Source organism: Mesorhizobium norvegicum, assembly GCF_004919685.1.
Classification (GTDB): Bacteria; Pseudomonadota; Alphaproteobacteria; order Rhizobiales; family Rhizobiaceae; genus Mesorhizobium; species Mesorhizobium norvegicum.
Map to the genome: position 1 here is coordinate 51,313 of NZ_SMYZ01000004.1, position 19,072 is coordinate 70,384.

Here is a 19,072-nt window from a genome sequence, read left to right on the forward strand (position 1 = left end):
CCAACCGCAATGCCGATAAGACATATCATATGAATAGTATGAAGAATAAGAAATCTTTCAGCACTGCGCGCACGTCAAGGGTTGCGGTGGCGGTTTCCAGCGGCTCGACGGCGCTGCATGCGACTGTCGTCGAGCAGATCGGATTGCGCATCGTGCAGGGCGATTTCCTGCCCGGCGAGGCACTGCCCAATGCCGACGATTCCAGCGAGATGCTGGGTGTCAGCCGCACGGTGCTGCGCGAGGCGATCAAGGTTCTGGCCGGCAAGGGGCTTGTCGAATCGCGGCCGAAGACCGGCACAAGGGTGCGTCCCCGCGCCGACTGGAACTTCCTCGACCCGGACGTCCTGTCATGGCGCTACGCCAGCGGCGTCAGTGCCGACGATGTCCGGGCGCTGTTTGAGCTGCGGCGAGCCATCGAGCCGATGTCGGCCGCACTCGCGGCCAAGCGCGCCACACCGGCGCAGATTGCCGAGATCAATGCCGCGCTGGCCGAAATGGAAGCGGTTGTCGACGACGGCGACCGCTTCGCCAAGCCCGACCTTTTGTTCCATCAGACCATTCTGCGCATGACCGGCAACGAGCTGATCGGCTCGCTGGCCGCACTGGTCGAAACCGCATTGGTGATGAGCTTTCGCCTCTCCAACGACAATCCGGACGGACAGCGCCACTCATTACCGCTGCATCGGGAAGTGGCCGAAAAGATTGCATCCGGCGACGCGGCCGGCGCGCAAAAGGCACTGCTGGTACTCATCGACAATGCCGAAGAAGACGTGCGCCGCAGCGTCGAGAACCGCAACAAGCGCCGCCAGGATCGGGAACAGACATCGTGACGGACACCAAACGCAAACTGCGGTCCGAGGCCTGGTTCGGCGGTGAGGGCAAGAACGCCTTCATGCACCGCAGCTGGATGAAGAACCAGGGCATCCCCGCCGACGCTTTCGACGGCCGCCCGGTGATCGGCATCTGCAACACCTGGTCGGAATTGACCCCGTGCAATGCCCATCTCCGTGCGCTGGCCGATCACGTCAAACGCGGCGTCTATGAAGCCGGCGGCCTGCCGCTCGAATTCCCGGTGATGTCGCTGGGCGAGAGCAACATGCGCCCCACCGCCATGCTGTTTCGCAATCTGGTCAGCATGGATGTCGAAGAGTCCATCCGCGGCAATCCGATCGACGGCGTCATCCTGCTGGTCGGTTGCGACAAAACCACGCCGGCGCTGCTGATGGGGGCTGCGTCCTGCAACCTGCCGACCATCGCCGTTTCCGGCGGGCCGATGCTCAACGGCAAGTTCCGCGGACAGGATATCGGCTCGGGCACGCATGTCTGGAAATTCGCCGAGGAAGTGAAGGCCGGCCGCATGCCGGTCGCCGACTTCCTCGCCGCCGAGCAGGGCCAGAGCCGGTCGGCGGGCAGCTGCATGACGATGGGGACGGCTTCGACCATGGCCAGCATGGTCGAAGCGCTCGGCATCGGCATGCCGGACAATGCCGCGATCCCGGCGGTGGATTCGCGCCGCGGCGTGCTCGCGCAGATGGCCGGACGCCAGATCGTCGATCTCGTGCGCAGGGACGTGACGATCGCGCAGATCCTTACCAGGCAAGCATTCGAGAACGCCATTCGCGTCAACGGTGCGATCGGCGGTTCGACCAATGCGGTGCTGCATCTGATCGCCATCGCCAACCGCGTCGGTGTCGATCTCAGCCTCGACGACTGGGACCGCCTTGGCCGCGACGTTCCAACCATTGTCGATTTGATGCCGTCGGGCCGGTTCCTGATGGAAGATTTCTACTACGCCGGGGGGCTAGCTGCGGTCATGGCGTCGCTTGATGAAGTGGGGCTTCTTCATCGCGACGCCATGACCGTCAGCGCCAAGACCATCGGCGAATTGATCGACGGTGCGCCCAACTATAACAGCGAGGTGATCCGGCCGCTGAGCCAGCCGCTGACCAAGGAAGGCGGCATCTCAATCCTGCGCGGCAATCTGGCGCCCAATGGGGCGGTCATCAAGCCGTCGGCGGCAACGCCCGAACTGATGCAGCATCGCGGCAAGGCGGTGGTGTTCGAGAACATCGAGCACTACTACGCGCGCATCGACGATCCGGAGCTGGACATCGACGCCTCCTCGGTGATGGTGCTGAAGAACTGCGGGCCGCGCGGATATCCCGGAATGGCCGAGGTCGGCAACATGCCGCTGCCGGCCAAACTGCTGAAGCAGGGCGTCTCCGACATGGTGCGCATTTCGGACGCGCGCATGAGCGGCACCGCCTACGGCACCGTGGTGCTGCATGTGGCACCGGAAGCAGCCGCAGGTGGCGCGCTTGCGCTGGTGCGCGACGGTGACCTCATCGAGCTCGATGTCGCCGGCCGCCGGCTGGAGCTTTTGGTGTCGGATGAGGAGCTCGCAATCCGCCGGCGTGACTGGAAGCCCCCGGCGCCGCCGGAAGGCGGCTACCAGAGCCTCTATGTCGAGCGCGTGCTGCAGGCGGACAAGGGCTGCGATTTCGACTTTCTCGTCGGCAGACGCGATGCCGGCATTCCTCGGCATTCGCACTAGAGAGGCGCGCGATGACGGATGAAATCGGCAGCTACGCCATCTACCCAAGCCTCAAGGGCCGCAGCGTCTTCATTACCGGTGGCGGCAGCGGCATCGGCGAAAGCCTGGTACGCCATTTCTGCGCGCAAGGCAGCCGTGTCGCCTTTGTCGATCTGGCCGAGGAGCCTTCCCGGCGTCTTGTCGATGCGATTGCAGCCGAAGGACATACCGCGCCGCTGTTCATTCCCTGCGACCTGCGCAACGTCGAAGAGTTGCAGGCGGCAACCCTGCAGGCGATGCAGCACAACGGCCCCATCCAGGCGCTGTGCAACAATGCCGGCAATGACGACCGCCACCAGACCAAGGACGTGACGGTCGCCTACTGGGACGACCGCATGGCGGTCAATCTGCGCCACCAGTTCTTCGCGGCGCAGGCGGTGCGTCCGCAGATGAGCACGCTGGGCGGCGGCTCGATCATCAATTTCGGCTCCATCACCTGGATGGTCGGCGATCCGGATTGCCCAGCCTATGTCACCGCGAAAGCCGCTGTTTACGGCATGACGCGGGCGCTGGCCCGCGAACTCGGCCCCGAGCGCATCCGCGTCAACTGCATGGTGCCGGGCTGGGTGATGACCGAGCGCCAGATGCGGCTGTGGCTGAACCCGGCCGGCGAACGCCAGATCGCGGAAAGGCAGTGCCTGCCCGACCGGCTGCAGCCATCCGATATCGCGCGCATGGCGCTGTTCCTCGCCGCCGACGACAGCCGCATGTGCACGAGCCAGCAGTTCATCGTCGATGCGGGCTGGGTGTGACCCGTACGGCTTCAAAGGAAGAAGGTTAGTTCATGCGTCTTGTACAGTTCAGAATGGCCGACGGCAGCAGACGGGTTGGCCGTGTCTCGGATGACGGCAATCATCTGCACCCGCTCGAAAAGACCAGCAGCGTGCTGGAGCTGGCCGAAGCGGCAATCGCCGAGGGCACGTCGATCGTTGCGCTGGTCGAGAGGCGGACGGGCAGCGCGACGATCGACTACGACCAGTTGTTGCGCGATGGTCGGGTGCTGGCCCCGGTCGACCATCCGGAACCGGCGCGCTTCCTGGTCACCGGCACGGGCCTGACCCATACCGGAAGTGCCGCCGCACGCGACAAGATGCATGTGCTGACCCATGGCGAGGACGCCGAGGAATCGGATTCGCTGAAGATCTTCCGCATGGGCCTGGAGGGCGGCAAGCCCGCCGCCGGGCAGATCGGCATCCAGCCCGAATGGTTCTTCAAGGGCGTCGGCACCTGCGTCGTGCCGCCCGGCGCTGAGCTGCCGATGCCCGCCTTCGCACGCGCCGGCGCCGAAGAGGCTGAGATCGTCGGCCTCTATGTCAACGGGCCGGACGGCCGCCCCTACCGCATCGGCTATGCGCTCGGCAACGAATATTCCGACCATGTGACGGAGGCCGAGAACTACCTCTATCTCGCCCATTCCAAGCTGCGCTCCTGCTCGATCGGGCCGGAGCTGCTGATCGGCGACCTGCCCGACGAAGTGCGCGGCCATTCGCGCATCCTGCGCGACGGCACTGTCATCTGGGAGCAGGAGTTCCTGTCGGGCGAGGCGCACATGTCGCACTCGATCGCCAATCTCGAACACTTCCATTTCCGCTACCCGATGCACCGCAGGGCGGGCGACCTGCATGCCTATTTCTTCGGCGCGGCGGTGATGAGCTACGCCTCCGGCGTCAAGACGGCTTCCGGCGACGAATATGAAATCCAGGCACAGACATTCGGCAAACCACTGCGCAACCGGATGGTGTCGGTGCCGGACGAGGGACTGGTCGCTGTCACCCAGCTGTGACGGCAAAAGTCCGGAAACTGCGGTCCACCAGAATGACAATGGGAGATTGAAAATGGGACTGAAAAAACTGTTTCTAAGAATGGCAACGATCGGGCTCGGCATCGGCCTGATGACATCGGCGGCGCTCGCCGCGAACCTGCGGGTTCTGGCCTGGGACGGCTACGCCGATGCCGACTGGGTCAAGGACTTCACCGCTGCAACCGGCATCGGCGTCGATGTCGTCTTCATCGGCAGCGATGACGAGATCTGGGCCAAGATCAAGGGCAGCGAAGGCCAGGACTTCGACGTCTTCGCCGTCAACACCGCCCAGCTGCAGCGCTACATCAAGGCCGACCTGGTGTCGCCGATCGACGTCACGAAGCTCGCCAACCAGAAGGAAGTGCTGCCGCGCTTCCGCGATCTGACGGCGGTCAGCGGCGTCACCAAGGACGGCAAGGTCTATGGCATTCCGTTCTGCTTCGACTCCATCGGCCTGATCTACGACACCGACAAGGTCAAGCCGGCGCCGACCTCGATGTCGGTTCTGTGGGACCCGGCCTACAAGGGCAAGGTTCTGGCGTATGACAATGGCGAGCACAATTTCTCGTTCACGGCGCTGACGCTCGGCTACAAGGATCCGTTCAACCTCAACGAAGAGCAGATGGCGGCGGTCAAGGCCAAGCTGGTCGAACTCAAGCGCAACGTGCTGAGCTTCTACACCACCGCCGACGAGGCGCAGCAGATCTACCAGAACAATGATGTGGCCCTGATCTGGGCCAATTACGGCCAACAGCAAGTCAAGGCACTGCAGAAGATCGGCGCCCATGTCGCCTACGTCAATCCAAGCGAGGGCGCGCTTGCCTGGCTCGACAACTGGGTCATTTCCAAGGGTGTCCGCGACAATGCGGCGGCCGAGAAATGGATCGACTTCATGCTGAGCAAGAAGGTCAGCGGCGAGCTTTCCGAGCGCACCGGCTTCGGCAACACGGTGACGGAAACCGGCAGCGCCGGCGGCAACGACAAGCTGGTCTGGCTCAACAATGTCGAGGACCCGCTCAAGCGTTCGGACATGTGGAACGAGGTCAAGGCCACGCCCTGACCTTTCCGTTCTATGCCTTCGAAGGACCCGGCGGTCCGGAAGTTCCGGACCGCCGAAGCGTATGCGAGAGTATTTCATGAACCAGAACACCGACCTGCTGACGCTGCGGTCCGTCTCGAAATCCTACGGCACGGTTCCCGTGCTGCACGACATCGACCTGTCGATCCGGGACGGTGAGTTCCTCACCGTGCTCGGGCCTTCGGGCTCCGGCAAGACCACGGTCCTGCGGCTGATCGGCGGGCTGGAGCCGCTGACCTCAGGCGAGATCCGGCTGGACGGCCAGGACATCAGCCGCATGCCGATCAACCGACGGCCGTTCAACACGGTGTTCCAGGACTATGCGCTGTTTCCGCACCTGACCGTTTCCGGCAATGTCGGCTACGGGCTTTCGGTTCGCCATATCCAGCGCAAGGAAATCGCGCGCCGTGTCGCGGAGGCGCTGGACCTGGTCCAGCTCGGGCGTTTCGCCGACCGCTTTCCCGCGCAGCTTTCCGGCGGCCAACGCCAGCGCGTCGCACTCGCCCGTGCGCTGATCTGCCAGCCGCGCCTGATCCTGCTCGACGAGCCGCTCGCCGCACTCGACCTCGAACTGCGCCGGCAGATGCAGGTCTTCCTGAAATCCATCCAGCGCGAAATCAAGACCACCTTCCTGTTCGTCACCCATGACCAGGAAGAAGCCATCGGCATGGCTGACCGGATCTGCGTCATGGAAGCCGGCCATATCCGCCAACTCGGCACGCCGCACGACCTTTACTACAAGCCGAATTGCGAGTTCGTCGCGCGCTTCTTCGGCGAGAACAATCTGGTGGCCGGAAAACTTGGGGCCGTCCAAGGCGAGCTGCGATCGATCGAGACGGCGCTCGGCCGCCTGGTTTGTTCGATCAGTGACCAGCCGCATTTGAAGGCCGCAGCGGAAGGCGCCAGCGCCTACGCTGCATTCCGTCCAGAAGCCTTGCACCTTGCGGATGCAAAGGACACCGACAACCGCTTTTCCGGCACGATCTCCGACATGGCCTTTGCCGGCTCGTCGACCGTCGCCACCATCACGGCCGGCGCCGACAATGCCGCGCAACGCTTGCGGCTGCGCGTGCCGAGCCGGGTCGACGGCAGCGCGCTCAAATCCGGCGAGGCTGTATCGCTTTCGTTTGCGCCGCATGAAGGCCATCTGGTGTTGGCATGAGCGAGGCCGGATCGACACAGCCTGCGGAAAGACGGCTGTCGCTGCTGGTGACAGTGCTGGCGTTTGCCTTGCCGGTGATCTTCGTCCTGGTGCCGCTGGCGATCTTCCTCGGCTACAGCTTCTTCAGCGTCGACCAGGGCACGATCGTCTACGGCTTGTCACTGGGCAACTATGTCAGGTTCTTCACCGATCCGGTCTTTCTCCCGGTGTTCTGGAACACCATCGTGCTGTGCGTCTCGGTCGCCATCATCTGCATCCTGCTTGCCTATCCCGCCGCCTATTTCCTGACGACGCTGAAAGGGCGGTGGCGTTATGCCTTGCTGATGCTGCTGCTGGTGCCGCTGCTGATGAGCTACGTCATCAAGATCTATGCGATCCGCAGCATCCTCGGCCTCAACGGCTTCCTCAACAAGGCGCTGGTGGCGCTCGGCATCCTGCAGGAACCGTCGACGCTTTTCGTGTTCAACATGAACGCCATCCTGCTAACGCTGACCTTGCTCTTAATTCCCTTCGCCATCCTGCCGATCTTCCTGTCGCTGGAGCGGATCCCGCAGGTGCTGCTGCGTGCCTCCGACGATCTCGGTGCAAGTGGCTTGCAGACCTTCCTGCGCATCACCTTGCCGCTCAGCCTGCCCGGCGTCGCCTCGGCGGCGAGCTTCGTTTTCGTGCTGGCGATCGGCGATTTCCTGACACCGCAAATGGTCGGCGGGATCAGCGGCTTCACCTTCGGCCGCATCCTCTACAGCCAGTTCGGCACGGCCTATAACTGGCCGTTCGGCGCGGCGCTGTCGGTGGCGCTGGCAATCGTGGTGATCGCGGCAATCCTTGTCGGCGAACGCTTCGGACGCAACCGGGGGACTTCGGTATGAGCGCCCTGCCCCGACTGTCCACCATCTTTCTGGCTGCGATCACGACGCTGGTCGCGGTGCTGCTCTACAGCCCGCTGTTCGTGCCGATCGTGTCGTCGTTCTTCACCATTTCGCATGGCAATGTCGACTGGTCGTCTCCGACCCTTTCGACCTATGTCACGCTGGCCGAAAATCACGACATATTGGCCGCCTTGCGCACCACGCTGATCGTCGGCGTCTGCACTGTCATCCTGTCGGTCGTCAGCGGAACGCTGCTGGCGCTCTACTATCATGGGCGCCGTTCGGGACGGTCTATCCTGCAGTTCATCATCTTCCTGCCGTTCCTGATGCCGCCGATCATCAGCGGCCTGGCGCTGCTGATTTTCTTTCGCGAAATCGGCCTCGAACGCTCGCTGCTGACGGTCGTCATCGGTCACACGGTTTTCGTGCTGGCGATCGTCTACCGCACGGTGCTGATGCGGCTGCAGTCGATGAGCCGCACGCTGGTCGAAGCGTCCTACGATCTCGGCGCCACCGGCTGGCAGACGTTCTGGCGTATCATCCTGCCGAACCTGTCGAGCGCCATGGTCGGCGGCGCCATCCTGGCCTTCGCGCTGTCGTTCGACGAGACCATGATCACCATCCTGGTCACCGGTACCCAGAGTACGCTGCCGGTCAGGCTGTGGGCGATGATGCGGCTTGGTTTCTCGCCCGACATCAATGCGCTGGTGGCACTGATCCTGATGTTTACCGTGCTGCTCTGCGTGCTTGCCGCGCGCTTTCTCATTCCCAGACAAGTCGCGACGGAACGGACCTGAGGTACCGGGCAATCGTCATCGGGAGAAGGCGGCTTGGTTAAGGTCGAAAACCCGTCCCGGATTGAGGATGTTTCTGGGGTCAAGGGCTGCCTTCAGCCGCCGCATCGTGGCGATCTCGGCATCGCTGCGGACCAGATGCAGCCACTTCTTCTTGTCGAGGCCGATGCCATGTTCGGCCGAGACACCACCTCCAGCCGCGGCCACGCCGCGATAGACGATGTCATATGCCGCCGCCGTATCGACCGTGCGGACCTGGTAATGCAGATTGCCGTCGCCGAGATGGCCGAAGGCATAGATGTCGGCGCCGGGATCAACGGCATGAATGGCGATATCCGCTTCCCGCAGGAATGCTCCCATGCGCGCCAGCGGGATGCTGATGTCGACGCCGATCAGACCCTTGATCGAAAACAGGACGCGATTGGCGTCCTCGCGCACGTCCCACAGCGCCCGGAATTCGCGCGGCGACTGCGAGACGACCACATCGTCGATCACGCCGTCTTCGACCGCCTGCATCAACACCTCGGCGAAGCGCTCGCCGTCGCGTTCGGGCTCGCTGCCCTGGATCTCGGCCAGCACATAGACGGGCGAGCCGGCCGGCAGCGGCGCCGGCATGGCCATGCTGGCGACCATGAGGTCATAAAGCGGTGCGAAATTGACCTCATAGGCGGACAGTAGGGGCCCGAGCTTTTGCCGCAGCAGCCCAAGCAGGGCGATCGCCGCATCGAGCGAGGAGAGCGCGCAGAAGGCGTTGACCTCGGACGCCGGCTTGGGATGCAGCCTGAGCGCGGCGCGGGTGACGACGCCGAGCGTTCCTTCCGTGCCGATGAAGAGCTGGCTGAGGTCGTAGCCGGAGTTGTCCTTGAGCAGGCCCTTCAGCGAGGTCAGCACGCAGCCATCGGCAAGCACGGCTTCCAGCCCCAGAATTTGCGCCCGGTACATGCCGTAGCGCAGCACACGGATGCCGCCGGCGTTGGTGGCGACATTGCCGCCGATCGTCGCCGAACCGCGCGCGCCGATATCGACGCCGAACATCAGCCCGGCGCCGTCGGCTGCCTCCTGCACCGCCTGCAGCGTCGCGCCCGCTTCGGCAACGATGCTGCCAGCCTGGCGATCTGGAACGGCGAGGCCGGTCATGCGCTCCAGCGACAGCACCACCTCACCCGGCTGCACACGCGCAGCGCCTGCCAGGCTGGTGCGTCCACCCTGGATGACAACCGGCTGGCCGAGATCGTTGCATGCGGCGAGCGCCGCTGCCACACCCTCGGTGTCGCGCGGGCGCAGCACCGCTTCGGGAAGCGCGCCGAGCTTGCCGTCGGGATCGTCGCGATAGCGCTGATCCACATCCAGGCCGGCGAGAACGCCGCCCGCGCCCAGCCGATTGTCGAGAGCAGACAGAAGTTGTTGTGTTTCGGGTGACATCGGCCAATCCTATTCATGATCGGCTTCTGGTCAAACTCCGATCGGTGCAAACGCCTCATGATCGGTCGTGACAATGCGGGGCTGGCCGACCGTCCGGCATCGATCGCGATGAGATCGGATCGACGCCGGACGACAAGTTGTTTTACTGAAGCTTGGCTTGCAGGGCGTTGACGTCGTCGGTGGTCATTTCGCCGTCGGTCGCCACCTTGCCGTCGACGATCTTCCACAGCCGGAACGGGCCGGTGATATCGCCATATTTGTCGAAGGCGACCGGGCCGATGACGCCTTCGTAGCGGATCGGCTTGCCGTCCTTGATCAGGCCGAGCGCCTTGGCGAATTCTTCCTTGCCGGCAAAGATCGGCGTGCCGGCGGGATCGACGGCCTTGTACATCGCGTCCTTGATCTTGGCCGGATCCTCCGAACCGGCAATGGCGATCGCCAGCCCAACGATGGCGCCGGCGTCATAGGAACGGTCGGCCGCTGGATTGGTCGGTTCGATGCCGGAGAATTCCTTGTAGTTCTTGGTGAAATACTCCGTCGAAGCCGTCGGGCTGGTGCCGGACGAGGTGCCGTAGGCTTCCTTCAGATAATCGGCGCCGACGGACTCGATGAAATCAGGGCTGTTCATGCCGTCATTGAGCAGGAATTTCTGCACGCCGCCCTGCGAAATCCAGGTGCGGGCAACCGTGGCGCCGTCGACCGGCGTGCTGACGAGATAGAGCCCGTCCGGTTCGCCGGCCATCGCCGCCGTGACCTCCGAGGCATAGCTCGACTGCTTTTCATTGTAAGGCGTGTCGGAGACGATGGTTCCGCCGAGCGCTTTATAGGCGCGCGAGAATTCGGCCACCATGTTGACGCCGAAATCGTTGTTGACGTGGATGATCGACAGCTTCTTGAAGCCCTTGTCGACGGCATATTTGGCGGCGGCGACGCCCTGCAGCGCATCCGAGGTGATGGTGCGGAAGAAGATGCCGTTGGTCTTGCCGTCGCGCCCGAGTGCCGTCAGCGTCGGCGAGGACGACGCCGGCGAGACTTGGACGATCTTAGCCGGTGCCGTGACCGAGGTCAGGATCGGGATCGACACCGACGAGATGATGCCGCCGATGATGACCGGAACCTTCTTGACCTGAACCAGCTGGGTGGCGGCGTCGACCGCGATGTTGCCCTGGCTCTGGCTGTCGCGCGTGTCGGTGACGAGATCGCAGCCGCGCACGCCGCCGGCCGCGTTGATGTCGCGGAAGGCCATCTCGACCGACTTGGCGCCGGCCTGGCCATATTCGCCGGCCGGGCCTGTCAGTTCCATGACGAGGCCGACGGTGATCTTGCAATCGGCGGCTTGCGCGGCACCCGCCATCGTCACGAGGGCAAGTGCTGTGGTGAGCTGGAGTATTGTCTTTCTCATTGTTGTTCCCCTTTCGTTACTCGACTGTAGTTTGAATTCTGTAGCCTGTTCAGCGTTCCGGCACCTGCAGCCAGGTTTCATGCAGATGTCGCCATTCGACGCCGTTGGGCGCCGATGAACTGGTGGTGAAGACCGCGCTCGACTGGCGGCGGCTGTGCTTGCCTGCGCGCAGCTGCGCTTCGACATAAAGGACGACGATGGTATCGGCGTCCTGCCAGCCGGGCCGGATGTCCTCGATCGAAATGGCAAAACCGTCGTCGCAAGAGGCGCGGCTTGAGCGGACATGATCGACGACCGCTTCGCGATCGAGGACCTGCCCGTCCGGCGCCACCATGCTGAGGTCTTTGCCCATGGCGCGTTCGAAGCGGCTGAAATCAGCCGTGTTGGCGCGCGCGGCGACGAACCAGTCGACGAAGAAGCGATGCAGGTCGATGACCTCGGTGCTGGCGCGTGAAAACAGGGAGGGCTCGCCGCTCATTTCTTCCCCGCATTGAGGTTGTAATGCATGATCGAACCGTGGCGGCCGTGACGATCGCGCTCCAGCGTGTAGACGTCTCCCTCGAGGCCGGTGCCTTGTGCGATGATGGCAGCAATCCGCGCCCGGTCATCGGCGTCGAGCGCAACGTCCATGATTTTCGCATTGGCCAGCGCATGCGCCTGGTTGCGGGCGCCGACGATGACGGCCGCCACTTGCGGCTGCTCCAGCACCCAGGCGCTGGCGATGGTCGCGATGTCGACGCCGTGGCGGTCGCCAACGGCCTTCAGCGCCTGAAGCAGGTGCTGGAACAGGTCCCAACCGCCGAAATCATCGATGATCAGCTTGTATTTGACCAGCGAACGGTTTTCGAGCGGCGTGGCGGGCTCGGCCATATCAAGCCATTTGTCACTGAGGAAACCGCCGGCAACCGACCCATAGCAGAGGAAGCTGACCCCGTTCTGTTTTGCCAGTGCCGCAAGGCTGTTGCCCGGCCGCTGGTCGAGCACGGAATATTGCAGCTGCTGGCTGACCAGCGGGATGCCGGCCGCCAAAATTTCCGCCAGCCTTGGCGTGTCGAAATTGGTTGTGCCGAGATTGCGCACCTTGCCTTCCAGCCGGAGTTCGTCGAGCCAGCCCATGGCATCGACATAGCGCGGCTGTTCATAGTCCCACCAATGGAACTGCACGAGATCGAGCCGTTCGGTCTTCAGCCGCCGCAATGACTGGTCGACGATGCCCCTGATGTAGTCGCGGCTGATGCTGGCCAGCCGTTCGAGGTCGGGCACCAGCTTGGTGTGCACCTTCATCCGGGCGGCGACGTCGAGGCCGCGCTCGCTGGCCAGCCGCAGGCGCGCGGCGCCAATCAGTTCCTCGACGCCGGTATAGATATCGGCGCAATCATAGGTCCAGATGCCGGCATCGAAAGTGGCGATCAGATCGGCAACCGCTTGGCTGCGGTCGATGGCGCCGTGGCCACCGGCCAGCTGCCAGCCGCCGCGAATGACGCGCGAGATCGTGTAGCCGGGGCCGAGTTCGAAGGTCTTGGCGGTCATGTCAGGTCATCCTCTTTCGGCAGCGGCACGGCCGTGGTTTCGGCGTGGCTGAACCGCCGCTTGGCCACCCTGACGATCCGGAGCCGGCTGGCGCAATTGGGATCGGGACAGGCGATCTCGGCGTCCGAGGTCATCCAGTCGTTCGGGTGGGTAGGGCGCTGCTTGGCCGCCAGCAGCGGCAACACGGCGGAGATCGAATAAATCGAAAACCCCTGCCCTGCCGGCATCGACAGCATCTCGCCCTTGAGCTCGAAGTAGTCGCCGGCCTTGGCGCCGCAATAGATTGGCTTTCCCTCGGGGATGACCGCCTCGACGCGAAGGTCGAACAGCTCGAAACTGTCGTCGGCCATTTCAGGCCTCCACCAGGCTGAAGGTGACATCGCAGGCGCCGTTGCGGCGGATGACACCGCAAGCGGCGGCGAATTGATCACGCTCTTCGACGCGTACCTGCGCCACCACGCTGCCGGCCAGCCAGCCGATCGGAAACAGCAGCCGCGCACCCTGCCCGTAGTAGAGGCCGATGTCGAAGATCGCATTGGGATTGCCGCCCCACATGCGTGGCGGCACGTAGGACAGCACGATGTCGCCCGGTTGCGGCGTCAGCGTCGCGTTCTCGGCCGGCAACGGTTTTGCATAGGCCTGGCCCACGAGATCGGCGGCGGGAACCGGACAGGAGATTTCCGGCCCTGTCCACATCGCATGGATGCCCGGGACGACGCGTGGCGTGCCGAGATAGGCCAAGAGGAAGGCAGCGTTTTCCGGGGCCTTCCCGGGCAGCAACAGCGCCGTCACGGAAAGCTGCGAGCGCGGCTCGGTGATCCTGATGGCGGTCATGTCTGGTCTTTCGCGGCGGCGGCCTGCAGCTTGCTGCGCAGGAAGGTGAAGGGGCGGCTGATGTCGGCGACCAGCGACTCGCGCGCGGCCTGCGCATCCTGCGTGGACAGCGCCGTCACGATGCGGCGGTGATACTGGGCGGTGTCGACCTCGCCGGCTTCCGAGAAGGCATAGATGGCGACACGAATGCAGGGTCCTGATTGCAGCCACAGGCTCTCGATCATCGGGATCAGCACGGCCGAACCGCAGGAGCGGTAGATTTCGAAGTGAAAGCTCTGGTTGAGCGTCACTTCACGATCGACGTCCTTCTTGTGCTTCAGCGCCCGCATCTCGTCCCATTCGCCGAGAATAGTTTCGATGGTGGCGATCTGGCGCGGCCCCATGCGGGCGGCGGCCAGCGCGATCGCTTCGCCCTCGATCAGGATGCGGGCACGCAAGAGATCATCGAGGCGTTCCAGCGTGATCGGCGGCACGCGCACCGAACGGTTGGGCAGCGCCTCCAGCGCCTTTTCGGTGATCAGCCGTCCGAGTGCCTCGCGCACCGGCATGGTCGAGGTGACCAAGGCGTCAGCCAAGCCCCGGATGGTCAGCACCTGGCTTGGCTCGAACAGGCCGCCGATCAGGGCGCGGCGCAGTTCGGAGTAGACGCGGTCCTGCACCGTTTCGCGGCCGACCGGCGCCAGTTGGGCAGCGATCGCCTCGTTGTTCTTTTCGATGGCAGCCTTTTGCATGGAATTCCGTTCTTGGCCGGTTTTCGGCTTGCGGATGAAATTAAAGCCGAATAGCGTGATCAAAGCAAGTGTGATCACAAATCATAATCAGGAGACGGCAACGATCGTCTTCGGCCAGAGGGTTTGATGAGCGAGGCAACCAAACGGCAAGGGGAAACCCGCGCGCCAGTTCTGACGGCAAGGAATGTCGTCAGGCGGTTCGGCGGCCTTGTCGCGGTCAACGATGTCTCGTTTGACGTCAAAGCGGGAGAAATCCTCGGCCTGATCGGCCCCAACGGCGCTGGCAAGACGACGATGTTCGATCTGCTCGCCGGAAGCATCCTGCCAACCAGCGGCGAAATCCTGCTCAACGGCACGCCTGTCTCGGGCGAAGCCGCGCATCTGCGCATCGGCCGTGGCCTTGGCCGCACCTTCCAGATCCCGCGCCCGCTGCCCAATCTGACGCTGATCGAAAACATCATGCTGGCCGCACAGGGCCAGGCCGGCGAAAAGCTGCTCGCCAACTTCGTCACGCCATGGCGGGTGGCCGCGCAGGAGAGAGCCGCCAGGGCAAAAGCGCTCGAACTGCTGGAACTGGTCACCCTCACCCATCTTGCGCATGAGCCGGCGCGCGTGCTTTCCGGCGGCCAGCGCAAGCTGCTCGAACTCGCCCGCGTCATGATGGCCGACCCGGCTATCATCCTGCTCGACGAACCGGCGGCGGGCGTCAACGCGACGCTGCTGGAAGTCATCATCGACCGCATCCGCGATATCAATGCGCGCGGCATCACCTTCCTGCTCATCGAGCACAACATCGACATGGTGACGCGGCTCTGCCATCGCGTCCTCGTCATGGCGAGCGGCCAGTTGCTCAGCGAAGGCACGGCCGAAGAGGTCGCTCGCGACCCGCGCGTCATCGAGGCCTATCTCGGAGGCGCGGCATGAGCGAGATCGTTCTCGATGTCCGCGACCTCGAAGCCGGTTACGAGCCCGGCGTGCCGATCGTGCGCGGCGCCTCGATCACCGTCAGGAAGGGCGAGATCGTCGTCGTCCTCGGCCCCAACGGCGCCGGCAAGTCGAGCTTCATCAAGGCGATCGCCGGCCTCGTCCCGATCACCGGCGGCACGGTGTTTCTGGACGGCAAGGACATCACGGCCGCCCCCGCGCACACCATGGTGCGGCTTGGGTTGGCCTTCGTGCCGCAGACCGAAAACATCTTCCCGCTGATGTCGGTCGAGGACAATCTCAGAGTTGCCTGCGGCATCCTCGAGCGGCGCGAGATTCCTGCGCGCATCGAGGAGATGTATGCCGCCTTCCCCGATCTCGTCCGCCAGCGGCGCACCGCCGCCGGCAACCTGTCGGGCGGGCAGCGGCAGATGCTCGCCGTTGCACGGGCGCTGATCGTCCATCCCAAGGTGCTGGTGCTGGACGAACCGTCGGCCGGCCTGTCGCCGAAATTCGTCTCGATGGTGTTCGAGATGTTGGCAAACATCCGCAAATCCGGCGTCACCATTCTGCTGGTCGAACAGAACGCCAAGGCTGCACTTGCCATCGGCGACCGCGCCTATGTGCTGGTCGAAGGCAAGGACAGGCACGAGGGCATCGCCTCCGAACTGTGGAACGATCCGGTCGTCGCTGAACTCTATCTCGGCCAGCGCCCGCTCAAGTCCGAAGGAGGAAGCGCGGCATGAGCCTGCAATTTGTCGTCGACGGGCTGCTGACGGGTTCGATGATCGGCCTCGGCGCCATCGGCGTGACGCTCACCTATTCGATCCTGCGCTTCTCGAACTTCGCGCATGGCGACTTCATGGCCTGGGGCACCTATGCCACGCTCGCGGTCGTCAGCGCTATCGGCGCGATGGTTGGCAAGGTGGCACCCATTGGTCCCCTCTCCTTTGGCTGGCCGCTGATTGTGGCACTGATCGTCGGCATGGCCTTCACTGCCCTCTTGGCGTTGCTGCTCGACAAAGTGCTGTTTGCGCGGTTGCGCTCGCAAGGCCAGGCGATCATCGTGGTGATGGCGAGCTTCGGCGCCTCGATGGCGCTGAGAAGCCTGCTCGAATTCACCTTCACCTCGCGGCCGACCTATTTCAGTCGGGCGATCCAGATCGCCATGCCGGTCGGCTTCGGCATCCGCATCACGCCCGACCAGATCGCCCTTCTGCTACTGACCGCCGTGCTAGTGCTCGGCGTGCATCTGTTGATGACGCGCACGCAGACCGGCCGCTCGATGCAAGCCCTGAGCCAGAACGCGGCACTGGCCCGCATCGTCGGCATCGACGTCGCCAGCGTGGTGCGCGTCACCTGGGTCATCGGCGGCGCGCTCGCCTGCGTGGCCGGCGTGATGATCGGCATTCTGGTGCAGATCCGCCCGTTCATGGGCTTCGACATGCTGCTGCCGATGTTCGCCGCCGCCATCCTCGGCGGCATCGGCAGCATCCCCGGTGCCGTGCTCGGCGGCCTGATCATCGGGCTCGCCGAAGCGGGCGCAGTGCAATTGATCGGCGCTGAATGGCGCGCCGCCGTCTCCTTCATCATCCTGATGGCGGTGCTGTTCGTGCGGCCGATCGGCCTGTTTGGTGTAAGGGAACGCTGATGGACCTGCTCGGCTACGGCGCCTTCTTCCTGACCACCGCGCTGATCTTCTCGCTGGTCACGCTGGGGCTCAATTTGCAGTGGGGCCTGACCGGCCTGTTCAATGTCGGCCTCGCCGGCTTCGTTGCCATCGGTGCCTATACATCCGCGCTGCTTACGACACCGGACGATGCCGCGCGGCTTGGCGGCTTCGGCCTGCCGATCCTTGTCGGCTGGCTCGGCGCCATGGTCGTCGGCGGCATCGCCGCGGCGCTTACCGGCATGGCGACGCTGCGGCTCAGATCCGACTATCTGGCGATCACCACGTTTGGCGTCGCCGTCGTCGTGCAACTGGTCGCGCTCAATGCGCAGAAGCTGACGGGCGGCCCGTTCGGCATCGGCTTCATCCCGCGCCCCTTCGGAAGCCTTGCCGAGACGCCGCTACTGTTCAACCTGTCCAACCTTGCCGTGGTCTCGGTGGTGACGCTGATCGCCTATCTCGCCTTGGAACATTTGTCGCGAAGCCCGTGGGGACGTGTCTTGAAGGCGCTGCGCGAGGATGAGCGGGCGGCGATTTCACTCGGCAAGAGCGCGCGTTTCTACCGCGTCCAGGCCTTTGCCGTCGGCGGCGCCATCATGGCGCTGGCCGGCGCGCTGCAGGCGCATTTCACCGGCTTCATCGCGCCGGACAATTACCTGCCGATCCTGACTTTCCAGGTCTGGGTGATGCTGATCGTCGGCGGCTCGGGCAGCAATCTCGGCGCCGTCATCGGCAGCATCCTGGTGTGGGCGATATGGGCCGGCTCGGGCACGCTGACCAGCATCCTGTTCCCGCCGGAACAGCAGGCTCGCGCCGCCGCGCTGCAGATCGCCGCCATCGGCGTCATGCTCTGTGTCATCCTGCTGATCCGGCCGAACGGCCTGTTCGGCGACAGGCCGCGGCGGTCCCGCTTCAGCAAGCGGGCAAAGATCGCTGCGGGCGAGAGCAGTTCCGGCTCATGAATGCCGTGGTCCGGCAGGAAGCGCAGGGCGCGTCGCTCTGGCATGCGGTCAGCGGCAGCCGCCGCGAGCGGCCGTCGCTACAGGGCGGGCTCGATGTCGACCTGGCCATTGTCGGCGGCGGCTTTTCCGGCCTTTCAACCGCGCTGCACGCGGCGGGGAAAGGACTTTCCGTCGCCGTTCTCGAAGCCGAATTCATCGCCTGGGGCGCGACCGGCAGGAATGCCGGCTTCGTCGTGCCGAACTTCGCCAAGATGGATCCGGTCGACATATTGGCCCACCTCGGACCTTCGCGCGGCGAAAGGCTGATCGATTTCGCCGCCGGCAGCGCCGACCTGGTTTTCCGCCTGATCCGGCAGCACGGCATCGACTGCGACGCCGTGCAGAACGGATGGATCCAGCCGGCGCATTCGCCTGCCGCCTTCGAGAAGGTCAAGTCACGCGCGGGGCAATGGGCGCAGCGTGGCCGGCCGGCAGTCACATTGGATCGGCAGGAGATCGAAGCCCTGACTGGCGTGCCAGGCTATGTCGGTGGCTGGATGGATCGTTCTGGCGGCGTGCTCAATCCGGTCGCCTATGCGCGCGGGCTCGCTGATGCAGCGGAGAAGGCCGGCGCGAAGATCTTCGAGCAGACGCGCGTCACCTCGGTTGATCGCATGGCCGATGGTTGGATGCTGAAAACGCCGGCGGGATCGGTACGCGCCGGCAAGGTGCTGATCGCCACCAACGCCTATGGCTGGTCCCTCAATCCGACATTGCAGCGAACCTATTTCCCGCTGAAAGTCTTCCAGATCGCGACAGCGCCATTGCCTCGTGAAGTACGCAGCCGGTTGCTTCCCGGCGGGCAGGGTGTCGGCGACACCAGGCGCAATCTGTTCACCTTCCGCTTCGACGCGGACGACCGTCTGATCAGCGGCGGCATGCATGTCGTCGGCGTCGGCGCCGATACGCGCGTACCGCGGATGATCTGGCGGCGGCTTGGCCGGCATCTCGGTCTGCCCGACTTGCCGCCGCTCGCCTACAACTGGTCGGGAATGGCAGCGGTCGAACCGGATTTCCTGCCGCACCTGATCGACCTCGGGCCCGGCCTGATCGCCGGGCGCGCCTGCAACGGACGCGGCATTGCCATGACCACGGCGATGGGCAAGGTGCTGGCGGACTGGGCCGCTGGAACCGACGCCCGCGACCTGCCGCTGCCCTTTGCGCCGCCGGCGCCAATCCCATTCCATGCCTTGCTGCGGCATGCGCCCAACATGCTGCTCGGCTGGAGCATGCTGCGCGACCGGCTGGACGAGACGAGCTAG

The 19,072-nt window shown here is 64.3% G+C and carries 20 protein-coding genes; 13 read left to right on the forward strand and 7 right to left on the reverse strand.

All coding sequences use genetic code 11. The annotated features are described in order from the left end of the window. The first annotated feature begins 29 nt into the window (after window positions 1-29). The 8 genes from FCU66_RS02195 to FCU66_RS02230 all read left to right on the forward strand — a co-directional run bounded on the left by FCU66_RS02195 (window position 30) and on the right by FCU66_RS02230 (window position 8,300). Entirely contained in the window at window positions 30-830 is an 801-nt protein-coding gene (locus FCU66_RS02195) for a FadR/GntR family transcriptional regulator (RefSeq protein WP_246093727.1), read from the forward strand. Further along, on the forward strand, window positions 827-2,554 hold the full coding sequence (locus FCU66_RS02200; protein WP_136619063.1) for an IlvD/Edd family dehydratase: 1,728 nt from the start codon (window positions 827-829) through the stop codon (window positions 2,552-2,554). Before FCU66_RS02195 ends, FCU66_RS02200 begins: the two co-directional genes overlap by 4 nt. Window positions 2,555-2,565: 11 nt before the next feature. Further along, window positions 2,566-3,345 (forward strand): SDR family NAD(P)-dependent oxidoreductase, encoded by a 780-nt coding sequence (locus FCU66_RS02205; protein WP_136619064.1) that lies wholly within the window; start codon window positions 2,566-2,568, stop codon window positions 3,343-3,345. A gap of 32 nt (window positions 3,346-3,377) precedes the next feature. After that, entirely contained in the window at window positions 3,378-4,376 is a 999-nt protein-coding gene (gene araD1 / locus FCU66_RS02210) for an AraD1 family protein (protein ID WP_136619065.1), read from the forward strand. 52 nt (window positions 4,377-4,428) lie between these two features. Continuing rightward, window positions 4,429-5,454 (forward strand): ABC transporter substrate-binding protein, encoded by a 1,026-nt coding sequence (locus FCU66_RS02215; protein WP_136619066.1) that lies wholly within the window; start codon window positions 4,429-4,431, stop codon window positions 5,452-5,454. A 76-nt stretch (window positions 5,455-5,530) separates the two neighbouring features. After that, window positions 5,531-6,634: an ABC transporter ATP-binding protein gene (locus FCU66_RS02220; protein WP_136619067.1), complete on the forward strand. Its 1,104-nt coding sequence runs from the start codon at window positions 5,531-5,533 to the stop codon at window positions 6,632-6,634. Beyond that, a complete protein-coding gene (locus tag FCU66_RS02225) occupies window positions 6,631-7,503 on the forward strand; it encodes an ABC transporter permease (protein WP_136619068.1) in 873 nt (290 codons plus the stop codon). The genes FCU66_RS02220 and FCU66_RS02225 overlap by 4 nt, the downstream gene beginning before the upstream one ends. Further along, window positions 7,500-8,300: an ABC transporter permease gene (locus FCU66_RS02230; RefSeq protein ID WP_136619069.1), complete on the forward strand. Its 801-nt coding sequence runs from the start codon at window positions 7,500-7,502 to the stop codon at window positions 8,298-8,300. Before FCU66_RS02225 ends, FCU66_RS02230 begins: the two co-directional genes overlap by 4 nt. Before the next feature lie 15 nt (window positions 8,301-8,315). On the opposite strand, the gene FCU66_RS02235 is transcribed toward FCU66_RS02230, so the two are convergent. The 7 genes from FCU66_RS02235 to FCU66_RS02265 form a co-directional block, all read right to left on the reverse strand. Then, window positions 8,316-9,719, reverse strand: coding sequence for an FAD-binding oxidoreductase (locus tag FCU66_RS02235; RefSeq protein WP_136619070.1), 1,404 nt, complete (start codon window positions 9,717-9,719; stop codon window positions 8,316-8,318). Window positions 9,720-9,861: 142 nt separating this feature from the next. After that, the gene (locus FCU66_RS02240) at window positions 9,862-11,121 is read right to left on the reverse strand and encodes an ABC transporter substrate-binding protein (protein WP_136619071.1); all 1,260 of its coding nucleotides are present in this window, start codon (window positions 11,119-11,121) and stop codon (window positions 9,862-9,864) included. A 49-nt stretch (window positions 11,122-11,170) separates the two neighbouring features. Beyond that, window positions 11,171-11,599: a DUF4440 domain-containing protein gene (locus FCU66_RS02245; protein WP_136619072.1), complete on the reverse strand. Its 429-nt coding sequence runs from the start codon at window positions 11,597-11,599 to the stop codon at window positions 11,171-11,173. Continuing rightward, entirely contained in the window at window positions 11,596-12,651 is a 1,056-nt protein-coding gene (locus FCU66_RS02250; RefSeq protein ID WP_136619073.1) for an aldo/keto reductase, read from the reverse strand. Before FCU66_RS02250 ends, FCU66_RS02245 begins: the two co-directional genes overlap by 4 nt. Beyond that, complete coding sequence (locus FCU66_RS02255) at window positions 12,648-13,001, reverse strand: TIGR04076 family protein (protein WP_136619074.1); 354 nt, start codon at window positions 12,999-13,001, stop codon at window positions 12,648-12,650. The genes FCU66_RS02250 and FCU66_RS02255 overlap by 4 nt, the downstream gene beginning before the upstream one ends. A 1-nt stretch (window position 13,002) precedes the next feature. Next, window positions 13,003-13,485: a DUF3830 family protein gene (locus tag FCU66_RS02260; RefSeq protein WP_136619075.1), complete on the reverse strand. Its 483-nt coding sequence runs from the start codon at window positions 13,483-13,485 to the stop codon at window positions 13,003-13,005. Further along, window positions 13,482-14,216 (reverse strand): GntR family transcriptional regulator, encoded by a 735-nt coding sequence (locus FCU66_RS02265; RefSeq protein ID WP_127327034.1) that lies wholly within the window; start codon window positions 14,214-14,216, stop codon window positions 13,482-13,484. The genes FCU66_RS02260 and FCU66_RS02265 overlap by 4 nt, the downstream gene beginning before the upstream one ends. A 126-nt stretch (window positions 14,217-14,342) precedes the next feature. Between FCU66_RS02265 and FCU66_RS02270 the strand changes: the two genes are divergently transcribed. The 5 genes from FCU66_RS02270 to FCU66_RS02290 are packed head-to-tail and all read left to right on the forward strand — an operon-like array spanning window position 14,343 to window position 19,072. Continuing rightward, window positions 14,343-15,140 carry an ABC transporter ATP-binding protein gene (locus FCU66_RS02270; RefSeq protein WP_136619076.1) on the forward strand — a complete coding sequence of 266 codons (798 nt, stop codon included), beginning with the start codon at window positions 14,343-14,345 and terminating at the stop codon, window positions 15,138-15,140. Then, entirely contained in the window at window positions 15,137-15,886 is a 750-nt protein-coding gene (locus FCU66_RS02275; protein ID WP_136619077.1) for a branched-chain amino acid ABC transporter ATP-binding protein, read from the forward strand. The genes FCU66_RS02270 and FCU66_RS02275 overlap by 4 nt, the downstream gene beginning before the upstream one ends. Next, a complete protein-coding gene (locus FCU66_RS02280) occupies window positions 15,883-16,791 on the forward strand; it encodes a branched-chain amino acid ABC transporter permease (RefSeq protein ID WP_136619078.1) in 909 nt (302 codons plus the stop codon). The genes FCU66_RS02275 and FCU66_RS02280 overlap by 4 nt, the downstream gene beginning before the upstream one ends. Next, window positions 16,788-17,771: a branched-chain amino acid ABC transporter permease gene (locus FCU66_RS02285; protein WP_168991942.1), complete on the forward strand. Its 984-nt coding sequence runs from the start codon at window positions 16,788-16,790 to the stop codon at window positions 17,769-17,771. The genes FCU66_RS02280 and FCU66_RS02285 overlap by 4 nt, the downstream gene beginning before the upstream one ends. Next, a complete protein-coding gene (locus FCU66_RS02290; RefSeq protein ID WP_136619080.1) occupies window positions 17,768-19,072 on the forward strand; it encodes an NAD(P)/FAD-dependent oxidoreductase in 1,305 nt (434 codons plus the stop codon). The genes FCU66_RS02285 and FCU66_RS02290 overlap by 4 nt, the downstream gene beginning before the upstream one ends.